The organism is Burkholderia sp. 3C, assembly GCF_054589155.1.
The window spans coordinates 1-14,377 of record NZ_BAAILN010000101.1; the positions used below are offsets into that span (position 1 = coordinate 1).

General features: G+C 67.9%; 14 protein-coding genes. 11 read left to right on the plus strand and 3 right to left on the minus strand.

What is annotated here, in order from left to right:
• On the plus strand, positions 1-269 hold a 269-nt coding region (locus ACYP33_RS20580), incomplete at its 5' end, for a bacterioferritin-associated ferredoxin (RefSeq protein WP_459623690.1).
• 35 nt (positions 270-304) lie between these two features.
• Entirely contained in the window at positions 305-1,108 is an 804-nt protein-coding gene (locus tag ACYP33_RS20585; protein WP_414441938.1) for an AraC family transcriptional regulator, read from the plus strand.
• Positions 1,109-1,377: 269 nt separating this feature from the next.
• On the opposite strand, the gene ACYP33_RS20590 is transcribed toward ACYP33_RS20585, so the two are convergent.
• A complete protein-coding gene (locus tag ACYP33_RS20590) occupies positions 1,378-1,638 on the minus strand; it encodes a hypothetical protein (protein WP_459623692.1) in 261 nt (86 codons plus the stop codon).
• A 302-nt stretch (positions 1,639-1,940) separates the two neighbouring features.
• The gene (locus ACYP33_RS20595; RefSeq protein ID WP_459623694.1) at positions 1,941-3,833 is read right to left on the minus strand and encodes a bifunctional sugar phosphate isomerase/epimerase/4-hydroxyphenylpyruvate dioxygenase family protein; all 1,893 of its coding nucleotides are present in this window, start codon (positions 3,831-3,833) and stop codon (positions 1,941-1,943) included.
• Between the two features lie 256 nt (positions 3,834-4,089).
• Between ACYP33_RS20595 and aroQ the strand changes: the two genes are divergently transcribed.
• From aroQ to ACYP33_RS20610, 3 genes are read left to right on the plus strand one after another with little or no spacing between them, the layout of a single operon-like run.
• Positions 4,090-4,542: a type II 3-dehydroquinate dehydratase gene (gene aroQ, locus ACYP33_RS20600; RefSeq protein WP_459623696.1), complete on the plus strand. Its 453-nt coding sequence runs from the start codon at positions 4,090-4,092 to the stop codon at positions 4,540-4,542.
• On the plus strand, positions 4,539-5,405 hold the full coding sequence (locus tag ACYP33_RS20605) for a shikimate dehydrogenase (RefSeq protein WP_459623698.1): 867 nt from the start codon (positions 4,539-4,541) through the stop codon (positions 5,403-5,405). The genes aroQ and ACYP33_RS20605 overlap by 4 nt, the downstream gene beginning before the upstream one ends.
• A 35-nt stretch (positions 5,406-5,440) precedes the next feature.
• Complete coding sequence (locus ACYP33_RS20610; RefSeq protein ID WP_459623699.1) at positions 5,441-6,778, plus strand: MFS transporter; 1,338 nt, start codon at positions 5,441-5,443, stop codon at positions 6,776-6,778.
• Positions 6,779-6,927: 149 nt separating this feature from the next.
• Here ACYP33_RS20610 and ACYP33_RS20615 read toward each other — a convergent pair whose 3' ends face one another.
• Entirely contained in the window at positions 6,928-8,040 is a 1,113-nt protein-coding gene (locus ACYP33_RS20615) for a 2-aminoethylphosphonate--pyruvate transaminase (RefSeq protein ID WP_459623701.1), read from the minus strand.
• Positions 8,041-8,320: 280 nt separating this feature from the next.
• Here ACYP33_RS20615 and phnS point away from each other — a divergent pair, with 280 nt between their 5' ends.
• From phnS to ACYP33_RS20645, 6 genes are read left to right on the plus strand one after another with little or no spacing between them, the layout of a single operon-like run.
• The gene (gene phnS, locus ACYP33_RS20620; protein WP_459623703.1) at positions 8,321-9,403 is read left to right on the plus strand and encodes a 2-aminoethylphosphonate ABC transporter substrate-binding protein; all 1,083 of its coding nucleotides are present in this window, start codon (positions 8,321-8,323) and stop codon (positions 9,401-9,403) included.
• 20 nt (positions 9,404-9,423) lie between these two features.
• Positions 9,424-10,521 (plus strand): 2-aminoethylphosphonate ABC transport system ATP-binding subunit PhnT, encoded by a 1,098-nt coding sequence (gene phnT, locus ACYP33_RS20625; protein ID WP_414441939.1) that lies wholly within the window; start codon positions 9,424-9,426, stop codon positions 10,519-10,521.
• Positions 10,499-11,434: a 2-aminoethylphosphonate ABC transporter permease subunit gene (phnU, locus tag ACYP33_RS20630; protein WP_414449125.1), complete on the plus strand. Its 936-nt coding sequence runs from the start codon at positions 10,499-10,501 to the stop codon at positions 11,432-11,434. Before phnT ends, phnU begins: the two co-directional genes overlap by 23 nt.
• Positions 11,424-12,293 (plus strand): 2-aminoethylphosphonate ABC transport system, membrane component PhnV, encoded by an 870-nt coding sequence (gene phnV / locus ACYP33_RS20635; protein WP_414441052.1) that lies wholly within the window; start codon positions 11,424-11,426, stop codon positions 12,291-12,293. Before phnU ends, phnV begins: the two co-directional genes overlap by 11 nt.
• Before the next feature lie 46 nt (positions 12,294-12,339).
• Positions 12,340-13,668, plus strand: coding sequence for a phosphonoacetate hydrolase (gene phnA, locus ACYP33_RS20640; RefSeq protein WP_459623706.1), 1,329 nt, complete (start codon positions 12,340-12,342; stop codon positions 13,666-13,668).
• Positions 13,659-14,216: a phosphonate degradation HD-domain oxygenase gene (locus ACYP33_RS20645; RefSeq protein WP_459623708.1), complete on the plus strand. Its 558-nt coding sequence runs from the start codon at positions 13,659-13,661 to the stop codon at positions 14,214-14,216. Before phnA ends, ACYP33_RS20645 begins: the two co-directional genes overlap by 10 nt.
• The last annotated feature ends 161 nt before the right edge of the window (positions 14,217-14,377 follow it).

Sequence of the window (14,377 nt, forward strand, 5' to 3'; positions counted from 1 at the left end):
CGCCCGACGACACCGTGCTGTGCCGCTGCGAGGACGTGACACTCGGCATGGCGCGCCCGTTCGCGAACGCGCGCGACGCCAAGCTGCAGACGCGGTGCGGCATGGGCGCATGCCAGGGCCGCGTGTGCGGCGCGGCGGCCGCCGTGCTGCTCGGCTGGCAGGAAGGCGGCGCGGGCGCGCCGCGTCCGCCGTTCGTGCCGGTGCGGGTGGGCACGCTGGCCGCGCTCGACGGCGCGGCCGACGCCCTGGCCGATCCGCCGCTCCTATAATCGACGCACCCCGTTTCCCATCCCACGCCACAGCAATCATGACTTCGCTTGCCGCTTCCCCATCGCCGCTGTCGGATGCGATCCGTCTGCCCGCCGCGCCCGGTGGCGGCGGGCTCGATGCGATGCTCGCGCATTTCGCACTGCTCGAACCGGTGTTCGACGGCCTGCCCGACGTGGCGTTCTTCGTGAAGGACGTGGCCGGCCGCTACGTGCTGGCGAACCGCACGCTCGCGCAGCGCTGCGGCTTCAAGGAAAAGCGCGACCTGTACGGCAAGACCACCGAGGAAGTGTTCCCGCGCCGCTTCGGCCGCAACTATCTCGAACAGGACATGGCGACCATCCACGTCGGCCAGCCGCTGACCGACCAACTGGAGCTGCACCTGTATCCGGGCCGCGAGCCGGGCTGGTGCCTGACCACCAAGGAACCGCTGCGCGACGCGGCGGGGCAGGTGGTCGGCCTGGCCGGCATTTCGCGCGACCTGAAGGCGAACGAGGGCTCGCATCCGGCGTACAGCCGGCTCGCCGATGTCGTGCAGTACATCCAGGAGCATTACGTTCAGCCGCTCAATCTCAAGCATCTGGCCGCGATGGCCGGGATGTCGGTCGCGCAGCTCGAACGCTATTTCCACAAGGTGTTTCATCTGACGCCGCGCCAGGTGCTGCTGAAGACGCGGCTCGATGCGGCCACGGCGCTGCTCGTCACGCACGAGAAAGTGACCGACGTGGCCGCGCTGTGCGGCTACACCGATCACAGCGCGTTCTCGCGGCAGTTCAAGGCGACGGTGGGCGTGACGCCGACCGAATACCGGATGACCTTGCAGGCCGAACGCGGCGCGTGAGCGACGCAGGCCACGCAACGCTCACGCAATCCCGACGCTCAAAAAGCAACTAACGGTCTAGCCGCCCGGCGCCTGCAAGAAACGTCCGGCGCCTCGGCGCATTCGGCGCGAGCAGGCAGGTCAATGCCGTGCCGTCAGGCAAGGGCGGCGGAGAAGAAGCGAGGGAAGCGGGAGAAGCGAGGAAAACGGCGCGAAACCGCACGCAAGAACAACGGGAAGAGGGTGAACCCGGCACGGACGCGAGCGCGCCGGCCAAAGCCACGGCTCGATCAACGGAAGCCGAGGCCCTTCAGAATGGCCGTGCCATCGGCCGTCAGGCGAACCAGCGGCGCGTCGGCATCGTTGCTGACGGTTTCGATCAAACCGGCTTCCTGCAACGCGGGCAATTCGGGCTTCGCGTTCGCGGCGATCGGCGCATGCAGCAGCACCAGCAGCGTGGCGATCTCGTGGTGACTGAGCAGGCGGCGCAGCATGGTCTTCGGGCGTGACGGGGGGCTGGCCGGGCGGCCGGGTGCATCGTTGGCGCTCATACAACCTCCTATTTATCTCGAAAACCAATGGGTAGCGGATGGTGACGTCCGAGACTTAAACGATTCTTAAAACCGTGGCGAGGAAGGGACAAGGCGAACGAGTGATCCGTTACCAGTTGTAACGGCGGCGCAGCGGGCGGCGGCGCATGTTGCGCCGCGATGATCGCGCCGGCCCTTGATGCGTTTGAAACGGCGGCCGGCGGTGGGGGCGAGGATGTTGCGGGCCGTTCCGTTACGGCCGTAAGACGCGAGGGGGCGGTCGTCGTCGCCGATCGGCCGCGCCCCCGTTCCAGCGAAAACGTTTACTTCCTGCGTTGCGCCTGCGCGGCCAGCCGCACCGCCGTGTTCGCCGCGCCATAACCGTCGTAGCCACCGCGCCGCTCGACGATCTCGAACGAGAAGCGGTTGTCGACCAGTTCCGTATAGGCGTGCAGGAATTCGCCGCCGTTCTCGTCGCGGTCGTACAGCAGGTGATGACGGCACAGCTCGTCGATGAACGTGTCCGGCAGCGCGTAGCGCGCGGCGAGATCGTCATAGTAATTGCGCGGAATGCGCAGGAAGCTCACGCCGTCCTCGGCCGCCTCGGCCACCGCCTTGACGATGTCGTCGGTGCGGAACGCGACGTGATTGAGCCCCGAGCCGTGATAGCGGTTCAGCGATTCGAACACGGCCGTGTGGCGATCCACCGAGGCATTGAGCGCGATCCGCACGCTGCCGTCCGGGCTGCGCACGGCGCGGCTGCGCATCAGGCCGTACGGGTCCGGCACCAGCCAACTTTTCTCCACCTCGAAGCCGAACGCGGTGCGGAAGAACAGCACCCAGGTGTCGAGCGCGTCGGCCGGCAGCGCCAGGCAGACATGATCGATGCCCGTCAGCGGGCCGACTTCCACCGGGCCGTCCACGTCGGTCAGCACGAAATCCGATTCGTAGAGCGTCGGCGCGCCGGGCGCCTCGTCGATGAAATAGTCGAGGCTGCCGTCCGGCGCCTGCACGCCCGGCACCACGCGCTCGCTCGGGCCGACGCGCCCCGAGAACGGCGTAAAGCCGAAGCTGGCGGCGCGCTCGAACGCGAGCTTGGCGTCGTCCACCTGGAACGCCGACGCGCACAGCGACAGCCCGTGCTGCTGGAAGAACGCATCGGCGAACGAATCCGGCTCGGCGTTCAGCACGATCGAGGCCGCGCCGTGCTGATACAGCATGACGTTCTTCGAGCGGTGCTTGCCGGCCAGCCGGAAGCGCAGCTTGCCGAGCCAGCCGGCCACGTTGGCGGCGGCCGCCGCATCCACGGCGAATTCGATGAACTTGAAGCCGACGTGCGCGGGCGCGGCCGGCGGCGCGAACAGCGGCTGGCTGGCGGCCGGCGCGTGGCCGTCGGCGGCCAGCCGCACGCGCGTGATGTCCTCGAGGTGCAGCAGCGAGCGCAGGCCGTCGGCCGCCGTGATCGCGGTGGGCGCGGCGCGGAAGCCGTCGTTGAAGATCTCCAGCGAAAGCGGGCCGTCGAAGCCCGATTCGATCACGCGCGCCGTGAAGCGGGCGAGGTCGAAATCGCCCTGGCCCGGGAACGAGCGGTAATGGCGGCTCCATTCGAGCACGTCCATCGCCAGCTTCGGCGCGTCGGCGATCTGCACGAACGCAATCCGGTCGCCGGGGATTTGCGCGATGGCGTCGGGATCGTCGTCGAGCGAGAGCGTGTGGAAGCTGTCGAGCGCGAGGCCCAGGTGCGGGCTGTTGACGGCATCCACGAGCTTCCACGCGTGGCGGTAGGTTTTCACGACGCGGCCCCAGGCCAGCGCCTCGTAGGCGGCGATCACGCCCGCGCCGCGCGCGGCCTCGGCCAGCGCGCCGAGCTGGTCGGTCAGCAGGGCGTCGTCCGCGATGGTGTTCGGCGAGACGTTGCTGCAGACAAGGATGCGATCGGTGCCGAGCGCATGCATCAGGTCGAACTTGCGGCGCACGCGGTCCAGGTTGCGCGCGAGCTGCTCGGGGCTGACGCCGTCGAAATCGCGGAACGGCTGGAACAGCACGATGTCCAGGCCGAGATCGGCGGCGATCCTGCGCACGTCGGCGGGCGAGCCGTCGAAATAGAGCAGATCGTTTTCGAAGATCTCGACGCCGTCGAAACCGGCCGCCGCGATCGCATTGAGTTTTTCGACGAGCGTGCCGGACAGCGACACGGTGGCGATCGAACGCTTCATGAGCGAATTCCCGCAAAAAGGGTTCGGAAGTGACGACAACGGACGAACAGGTTAACCAGAACGCGTTCGAAGATCGCGCAACTCCCCGATTTTATTAAGACAAGTGACCGGATTATACAAACTAACTAGATGGTACAAATAAGCATAAACCCCGAAAGACAAGCGATGCGCGCCGAAGGCACACTTGCGCCACCTCAAAGATTGTAGGTGGCGGATGCGCGATGCGATCCGCCCCGGTTTTACGGAGTCACGTGCAATGTCGAAGCCGAAGGTCCTGGTGCTCAACGGGCCGAACCTGAACCTGCTGGGCACCCGGCAGCCGCATATCTACGGCGCCGAAACGCTGGCCGACGTCGAGCGCCGCTGCGCCGAGGCGGCCGAATCGCTGGGCCTGGAGATCGAGTTCCGCCAGTCGAACGCCGAGCACGAACTGATCGACTGGCTGCACGAGGCGCGCACGCGCATCGACGGCGTGGTGATCAACCCGGCCGCCTATACGCACACGTCGGTGGCGCTGGCCGATGCGCTGACGGGCATCGACAAGCCGGTGATCGAGGTGCATATCTCGAACGTGCACCGGCGCGAGGCGTTCCGGCATCACTCGTATGTGTCGGGCGTCGCGCTGGGCGTGATCTGCGGCATGGGTACCGATGGTTATGTGTTCGCGCTGCAACGCTTCGCGACGATCTTGAAAGGAGCGGGGCAATGAGCGGTCAAGCGGATAAGACATCGTTCCTGATCGGGCTGATCGGGCAGGGCATCGGCGGTTCGCTGTCGCCGGCCATGCACGAACGCGAAGGCGGCCTGCAAGGCTTCAACTATGTTTACCGGCGGCTCGATCTCGACGTGCTGCAGATGAGCGTCGACGAATTGCCGAAGCTGCTCGACCTGGCCGAACGGATGGGCTTCGACGGCCTGAACATCACGTATCCGTGCAAGCAGCGCGTGATCGCGCATCTCGACACACTGTCCGACGATGCGCGCGCGCTGGGCGCGGTCAACACGGTGCGCTTCGCCGACGGCAAGCGCAGCGGCCACAACACCGATTGGTCCGGGTTCGCGCGCGCGTTCCGGGGCGGGCTGGACGGCGTGTCGCTGGCGCGCGTGGTGCAGATCGGCGCGGGCGGCGCGGGGGCGGCCGTGGCGCACGCGGCGCTGATGCTCGGTGCCGTCGCGCTGACGATCTTCGACGTGGATGCCGCGCGTGCCGCATCGCTGGCGGCCGAACTGCAAACGCGCTTTCCGCAGGCGGTGGTCACGGCGGGCGGCGCGCTCGACGCCGCGATGGCGCAGGCCACCGGCCTGATCCACGCCACGCCCACCGGCATGGCCAAGCATCCGGGGCTGCCGCTGCCGGCCGAATTGCTGGCCGGCAAGCCGTGGGTGGCCGACATCGTCTATTTCCCGCTCGAGACGGAATTGATCCGCGTCGCGCGGGAGATGGGTTGCCGCACGCTGCCGGGCGGCGGCATGGCCGTGTACCAGGCGGTCGACGCGTTCGAGATCTTCACCGGCCGCGAGCCGGACGCCGAACGCATGTTCTCGCACTTCGAATCGCTCGTCGCACGCTGATGCGGCGCGGCCAGGACAACAACCAGGAGACTTCGATGCAGCATTCCTCCCAACCGACCGCCACGGCCGCGTCCCGCGCGGACGCGGGCACCCAGCGCCGCTCGTCGGCGCGCTACCGGATTCTCGCGCTGCTCGCGTTCGGCACGATGATCAACTATCTCGACCGGACCGTGCTCGGCGTGGCCGCGCCGAGCCTGACCAAGGAACTGGGGATCGGCGCCGCCGTGATGGGGATCATGTTCTCGTCGTTCTCCTGGACCTACGTGCTCGCGCAGGTGCCTGGCGGCCTGTTCCTCGACCGTTTCGGCAGCAAGCTCACCTATTACCTGTCGATGACGTTCTGGTCGCTGTTCACGCTGCTGCAAGGCTTCGTGGGCAGCGTGGGCACGCTGCTGGCCTGCCGCCTCGGCCTCGGGTTCAGCGAAGCGCCGTGTTTCCCGACCAACAGCCGCGTGGTGGCGACCTGGTTCCCGCAGAAGGAGCGCGCGATGGCCACCGGCACCTACACGGTCGGCGAATACATCGGCCTGGCGTTCCTGAGCCCGGTGCTGTTCGCGCTGATGGGCGCGTTCGGCTGGCGTTCGCTGTTCTGGGTGGTCGGTGGGGTCGGCATCCTGTTCGGCCTGGTCTGGCTCAAGCTGTATCGCGAACCGCGCGAGCATCCGGCCGCGAATGCCGCCGAGCTGGCCTACATCGCCGAGGGCGGTGGCCTGATCGACGGCGAATCGAAGGCCGGCAAGCCGGGCCAGAGCAAGTTCAGCTGGTCGATGGCCGGCAAGCTGCTGAAGAAGCGCCAGCTCGCGGGCATCTGCCTCGGCCAGTTTGCCGGCAACTCCACGCTGGTGTTCTTCCTGACGTGGTTTCCGACCTATCTCGCCACGGAACGCCACATGGGCTGGCTCAAGATCGGCTTTTTCGCGGTGATGCCGTTCATTGCCGCGTCGGTGGGCGTGATGTTCGGCGGCATTTTCTCCGATTACCTGCTGCGTCGCGGCAAGTCGGCCAACGTGGCGCGCAAGCTGCCGATCATCGCCGGGCTGCTGCTCGCCTCGACCATCGTGCTGGCCAACTACGTGCAGAGCAACGAGGCGGTGATCGCGATCATGTCGGTGGCGTTCTTCGCGCAGGGCATGGCCGCGCTGGGCTGGACGCTGGTGTCCGATATCGCGCCGGAAGGCCTGCTCGGCGTGACCGGCGGCATCTTCAACCTGGCGGCCAACCTGGCGGGCATCATCACGCCGCTGGTGGTGGGGTTCATCGTTGCCTCGACAGGCTCGTTCGTCGGCGCGCTGGCCTTCATCGGCGTGATCGCGCTGATCGGCGCGCTGTCGTACATCTTCATCGTCGGCGACATCAAGCGGATCGTGCTGTAACCGTTCTCCACGCACGGCACGACTTGGCCCGGCCCGCGACAGCGGCGCCGGGTTTTTTTAAGGGTGCGGGCGAGGTGCGGGATGGCGGTGGGTTTGACGCGCGGTGATGCCGCGCCGAGTTGATGCACCGGGCCCCGCCGCCACCGCCTTCAACGCACCACAATGCCGAGCCGCTTCAGCGCCGCGTCGATCGCCGCCACCGCGCGGCGGATCTCGCCGGCATCGATCGCGCCGATGCAACCGACGCGGAACGTCTCCACCTCGGTCAGCTTGCCCGGATACAGCACGAAGCCCGCGTCGCGCACCGCCGCGTAGAACGCCATGAAATCGTAGGCGGGATCGCGCGGCGCGTGGAACGTGACGATCACCGGCGCCTGCACGCGCGCGTCGAGGAACGGCACGAAACCAAGCGCGCGCATCCCGTCGATCAGCGCCGCGCAATTCGTCGCGTAGCGCGCGCCGCGCGCCGGCAGGCCGCCCTGTTCGGCGTATTGCGCGAGCGCCGCGTGCAGCGCGGCCACCACGTGCGTTGGCGGCGTGAAGCGCCATTGGCCGGTGCGCTCCAGGTAGGCGTGCTGGTCGTGCAGGTCGAGCGCGAGCGACGGCGAACGCCCGGCGCTGGCCGCGAGCAGCGCGCGCTTGACGATCACGAAGCCCATCCCCGGCACGCCTTCGAGACACTTGCCGCTGGCCGACACCAGCGCGTCGATGCCGTGCGCCGCCACCTCCACCGGCAATGCGCCGAACGAACTCATCGCATCGACAATCAACCGCTTGCCGTGCCGCGCACACACGGCAGCGACCTGCGCGAGCGGGTTGAGGATGCCGGCGCTGGTTTCCAGATGCACGAGCGCGACGTGCGTGATGCGCGGCGTGCGCGCCAGCATCGCGTCGAGCGCTTCAGCGTCGATGGCCTCGTGCTCCGCGAACGGCAGTTCCACCGTCTCGATGCCGAGCCGCCCGAGAATCCGCACGATCCGCGCGCAATATGCGCCGTGGTTCGGCACCAGCACCACGCCGTCGCGCGGCACCAGCGTGCCGAGCGCCGCCTCCACCGCGAACGTGCCGCTGCCTTGCAAGGGCACGCAGGCATAGGTGTCGTCGCCGCCGGCGATGCGCACCAGATCGGCGCAAAGCTCCCGCGTCAGGCGATTGAACGCGGTGTCCCACGAGCCCCAATCGCGCAGCATCGCGCGGCGAGTGGCCGGCGAGGTGGTCAGCGGGCCGGGCGTCAGGAGAATCGGGTCGGTATCGGGCGTCACGTTGCCTCCGGGGCGGAAAGGAATCAAAGCGGGATGAAAGCAGGCGGCGCGCGACGGGCGGCGCACCGGACAAATCCCATCGTAGTGGCAAAGTGTGTCAATTATTGGAGTTAAGTGGCGCAGTCATGGAGTTGTCATCGAACACTGTGATGCTTCGCCTGCTGCCGGAACGAATGCGTTCCGGCCGGCGTGGAGCCGGGCCGAATGCAAGCCCGCACAAGACGACAGGGCGCCGGCACGAGCCCGGCCCGACCCTCTATCCGCATTACGGAGAAGCGAGATGACAGTCCAGAATTCCTTCGGCACGGTGTTGCGCAAGCTGGCGCTGGCGGCGTGCGCGGCCGGCCTGCTGCAAGGCGTCGCCCTGCCGGCGCATGCCGCCGGCGCGGTGGTGCTGTACACGGCCGACGGCCTTGAAAACCTCTATCGCGACGTGCTGCCGGCGTTCGAGAAGAAGGAAGGCGTGAAGGTGAACATCGTCACGGCGGGCAGCGGCGAAGTGGTGAACCGCGCCAACGTCGAGAAGAATTCGCCGAAGGCCGACGTGCTGGTCACGCTGCCGCCGTTCATCCAGCAAGCCGGCCAGCTCGGCCTGCTGCAGGACTACGCGAGCGCCAACTACAAGAACGTGCCGGCCATCGCCAAGGCGGCCGACGGTTCGTGGGCGACCTTCGTCAACAACTACTTCTCGTTCGCGATCAACCCGGATGTGGTGAAGAACCCGCCGAAGACGTTCGCCGACCTGCTCGCGCCCGAATACGGCGGCAAGGTGGCCTACTCGAACCCGGCCACGGCCGGCGACGGCATGGCCGTGATCATCCTGACCACCACGCTGATGGGCGAGGACGCCGCGTTCGACTACCTGGCCAAGCTCGAACGCAGCGCCAAGTTCCACACCAAGGGCACGGGCTACCTGAACGTGCTGCTGTCGCGCAACGAGATCAGCGTCGCCAACGGCGACCTGCAGATGGATCTCGACGACGCCGAGCACGGCGCGCTGGCGGTCAAGCCGGTGTTCCTGACGGCCAAGGCCGGCGACCCGCCCACCACGTTCCAGTTGCCCTACGCGATCGGCCTGATCAAGAGCGGCCCGAACGCCGACGTCGGCAAGAAGCTGATCGACTACCTGATGTCGGCCGACGTGCAGGCCAAGGTGCCCGACATGTACGGCATCCCGGGCCGCACCGACGTGCCGCTGACCGGCAAGAACGGCGAAGCCGTGAAGCGCGCGATCGCGGGCGTCAAGCTGATCCCGGTGGACTGGAACGCCGTGATGGCCAAGAAGGCCGGCTGGACCGAGCGCTGGAAGAAGGACGTGATCGGCAGCTCGGGCAAGGAAACCGAAGTCGTCAAGCCGAAGTGACCGGTGCCTGAAGGATGCCTGTGAATACCGCCAGCCTGACCCATCTCGGCACGCGCGGTTCGGCGCAATCGCACGCGGCTCCGCGTGCCGTTGCGCCGGGCGGCGTGCAGATCGAGCATCTGAGCGTGCGCTACGGCGCACGCACGGTGCTCGACGATCTTTCGTTGCAGATCGGCGCCGGCGAGCTGCTGACCGTGCTCGGCCGCAGCGGTTGCGGCAAGACCACGATGCTGCGTTTCATCGCCGGGTTCGTGAAGGCTGACGGCCTGACCGGTTCGCTGACCGTGGCCGGCCGCGATCTGACCCATGCGCCGCCGCACAAGCGCAATCTCGGCCTGCTGTTCCAGAACTACGCGCTGTTTCCGCATTTGTCGGTGTTCGAGAATGTGGCGTTCGGGCTGCGCGCGCGGCGTTTGTCGTCGGGCGAGATCGCGCGGCGCGTGGCCGATGCGCTGAAGCTCGTGCAGCTCGGCGACGCCGGGCATGCGATGCCCGCGCAATTGTCGGGCGGCATGCAGCAGCGCGTGGCGCTGGCGCGCGCGCTCGTGATCGAGCCGGACGTGCTGTTGCTCGACGAGCCGCTGTCCGCGCTCGACGCCAACCTGCGCGCCTCGGTGCGCACCGAACTGAAGGCGCTGCACGAGCGCCTGCCGAACTTGACGATCGTCTGCGTCACGCACGACCGCGACGACGCGCTGGTGCTGTCCGATCGCGCGCTGCTGATGCGCGACGGCCGCATCGCCCAGATCGGCACCCCGCAGCAACTTTACGACCGCCCGCGCGACGGCTTCGTGGCGCGTTACCTCGGTGCGGCGAACCTGTTGCCGCCGAACGTGATCTACCCGATCGGCGATCCGCTGCACACCCTCCGCGATCAGGTCGCCTGCGTGCGGCCCGAGCGCTTCACGCTGAAGCCGCCCGGCAGCGGCGGGCTGAACGGCACCATCGGCGCGGTCGAGTGGCATGGCTCGGAGCTGTCGGTGTCGGTGATGCTCGATGCCGTGCCCGACACGCCCGTCCTGGTCACGCTGCAACGCGGCCGTGGCATGACGCCGGCGCGCGGCGAGCGCGTTTCCCTGCATTGCGAGGCGGATGATGTCGTCCTTATCGACCCCTGAGCGCAACGTCGAGCCGGGCCTCGCCGCGAAGCGCGAGGCATCGGCCGCCGCGCATGCGCGGGTGGCGCGACGCCGCCGCTGGCAGGGCAACCTGCATTTGCTGGTGTTGGCGATCGTCGTGCTCGGCCCGCTGGTGCTGTATCCGCTTGCGCGCCTGCTGCTGCTCAGCGTGATGGGCGATCACGGCTTCACGCTGGCCGGCTATCGTGCGTTCTTCGGCAACCCCGACACGCGCAATGTGCTCGGCACCACGCTGTGGGTGCTGTGCGTGAGCGCGGGCACGGCTTCCGTGCTCGGCGTGCTGCTTGCGGCGCTGCTGTTCTTCCGGCCGTTCCCGGGCGCCTCGCTCGTGACGCGCTTTCTCGAACTGTACGTGGCGTTCCCGTCGTTCCTGGTGGCGTTCACGCTGATCTTTCTTTACGGCTCGCAAGGCTCGGTCAGCATCGCGTTGCAGCGGCTGTTCCATCTCGATGCGCCGCCGCTCGATTTTCTGTTCGGCATCGGCGGCGTGATTCTTGCGCAGACGGTGTTCTACACGCCGTTCGTGGTGCGCCCCACGCTGGCCTCGTTCGCGACGCTCGACCTGCGGCTGGTCGAGGCGGCGCGCAGCCTCGGTGCGAGCGGCTGGATGCTGGCGCGGCGCGTGATCCTGCCGATCGCGTGGCCCGGCATCGCCGCCGGCACGATCCTGTGTTTCCTGCTGACGCTGAACGAGTTCGGGATTCTGCTGGTGCTCGGCAGCGCACGGCTCGTCACGCTGCCGGTGGCGATCTATACCAGCGCGTCGGTCGATCTCGACCTGCCGACCGCCGCGGCCGGCGCCGTGGTGATGTTGGCGATGTCGCTGTCGCTGTATGCGCTGTACCGCCGGATCAATCGGCGCGCGATGGGGGGAGGCCGGGATGTCCGCTGACTATCGTCTGGGTGGAGAGGCCCCCGCGCCGTTGCCGCAACACCGCGTCAACGCGATGGACGCCGTGCTCAAGCAGGCCTCGCGCGTCGCGCTCGGCCTGGCCGCGTTCGCCTGCTTCTGGCTGTTCGTGCTGCCGGTGATCGTGGTGGCGCTGTCGAGCGTCGCCACGCGTTGGTCTGGCACCATCTTGCCGGCCGGCTACAGCCTGCGCTGGTTCGCCGCGCTCGGCGAGCCCGAATTCGGCGCGCTGGCCACCAGCCTCGAAATCGGCTTCGGCGTGGCCGTGATCGGCACCGTGCTCGGGCTGTGGCTCGCGCTGGCGCTCGAAGGGCGCACCAGCGGGCGGCTCGGCACGCTGCTCGATGCGATCGTGATGCTGCCGAACGGCGTGCCGAGCGTGGTGCTTGGGCTGGCCGTGCTGATCGCCTATCATCAAAAGCCGGTCGATCTCTCGAGTTCGGCCGCCATCGTCGTGCTGGTGCAGCTCGCGCTGATCCTGCCCTTCTGCTATCGCTGCGCCGCCGCCGCATTGCGGCCCGAACTGACCGTGCTGCGCGAAGCCGCCGCCAGCCTCGGTGCGCCGCCGTCGATGGTGCTGCGCCGCGTGCTGCTGCCGCAACTGGTGCCGGCGCTGCGTGCGAGCCTCGCGCTCGGCTTCGCGCTGTCGCTCGGCGAGCTGGGCGCGACCATGACCGTTTATCCGCCGGGCTTCGCGACCGTGCCGATCGTCGTGATCGGCCAGGTCGAGCGCGGGTATTACCTGCCGGCGTCGGCGCTGGCGCTGTTGATGCTGGTGGCGTCGCTGGCGGCGCTGATGTTGATCGCGGCGCGCGTGCCGCGCCTGCGCCGGCCGTCGTAACGCAGGGCCGGATGTGCGAACCGACAACGATGAAGGTGGAGGAGTCATGCTGAAACCGGATCAGGACACGATCGACGTCAACGGCCGCCGCTACCGGCTGCCCGTCACGCCCACGGCCATCGTCTGTATTGGTGGCGGCGCGCCCGCGTATCTCGATGCGGCGCTCGCCGCCGGCGTCGTGCCGTTCGTCGCCCGCATGATGCGCGACGGCGCGGCGTTCGACGCCGACGGCATCGTGCCCGCGCTGACCCATGCGAGCCAGGTGTCGATCGCCTGCGGCGTGCCGCCCGCCGTGCATGGCATCTGCGGCAATACGTTTCACGATGCGCTCGCGCAAGGCGGCGCGGGCGCCGAGGTGGCGCTGCACCGCGCCGACGACCTGCGCGCCGGCACGATCTTCGCCGCGGCGGCCGAGGCCGGTGCGCGCGTGGCCGTGGTGACGGCCCGCGACAAGCTGCGCCGGCTGCTCGGCGCGCGGCTCAAGGGCATCTGTTTTTCGGCCGAAAAGGCCGCGCAGGCGTCGCTCTCCGAGAACGGCATCGCCGATGCACTCGATCTGGTCGGCTTGCCGTCGCCGTATATCTATAGTCCGGAGCTGTCCGAGTTCGTGCTGGGTGCCGGCGTGCGGCTTGCGAGGACGCGCAAGGTCGATCTGATGTATCTCGCGACGCACGACTATGTGCAGCGCAAGTGGGCACCCGGCTCGCCCGAGGCGAATGCGTTCTACGCGACGATCGACCGGCATCTGGCGCTGCTCGACGCGCTTGGCTGGGTGGTCGGCCTGACCGCCGATCACGGCATGAGCGCCAAGCACGATCCGCACACCGGCAAGCCCAATGTGGTGTATCTGCAGGACGTGCTCGACGCCGGGTTCGGCTTTCCGGCCACACGCGTGGTGTTGCCGATCGCCGATCCGCATGTCGCGCATCACGGTGCGCTCGGCTCGTTCGCGACGATCCACCTGGGCGCCGGCCTCGATGCGGACGAGGTGGTCGCGCGGCTGCGCGCGCTCGACGGCGTGGCGCTGGCGCTGCGCCGCGACGATGCCGTCGCGTATCTCGAACTGCCGGCCGACCGCATCGGCGACGTGGTGGTGGTGGCGCGCGACGATGTCGTGCTCGGCCGCCGCGAGCGCGAGCACGACCTGTCCGCGCTGACCCTGCCGCTGCGCTCGCATGGCGGTTTCGGCGAGCAGCGGGTGCCGCTGCTGTTCAACCGGCGCATGGCGTCGATCGATCCGAGCCGCCGCTGGCGCAACTTCGACGCGTTCGAACTGGCGCTCAACCATGCCGTGCGCGGCGCCGATTTCACGTTCGAGCGCGCGTTGCACGCACCCAATCTCGTCAATCAGGAAGGAGCAGGGACGTGGCATTGACGCTGGACGACATCCGCACGCTGTTCGAGCGCCGTGGCGGCACGGCATACAGCGGCGAGCCGGTGACGCAGCTCGAGCACGCGTTGCAGAGCGCGCAACTGGCCGACGACGAAGGCGCTGGCGACGCGCTGATCACGGCTGCGCTGCTGCACGACCTCGGGCATCTGCTGAACGAGCAGGGCGAGACGCCCACCGCGCGCGGCATCGACGATCTGCATCAGTATTACGCGCTGCCGTTTTTGCGCGGCGTGTTCCCCGAGGCGGTGCTGGAGCCGATCCGGCTGCATGTCGATGCAAAGCGCTGCCTGTGCGCGATCGAGCCGGGGTACGCCGAGGCGCTGTCGGCCGACTCGGTGCGCAGCCTGGCGCTGCAGGGCGGTACTTATAGTGATGAGGATGCGCGGACGTTCCTGCTGCGTTCCCACGCAGGCGATGCAATCCGGCTGCGCCGTTGGGACGACGAGGCGAAGGTGGCCGGCGGCGTGACGAAATCGCTCGATTACTTCATGGAAATCGCAGCGCGCACGGCAATAACGATGCATCGATAGAGTTTTTGCAAGAATTTATTCGCATATTTCTTTTTATATCAAAGGCTTGTCATAAAGGGCGCCGCGTGAGCGGCGCCCTTTATGCATTTTCTTTGCGAAAACGCTTGCACGAAGCGGGATGGGTGCTTAGAATTCGGCCTCTCTCGCGATGACGGAAACGC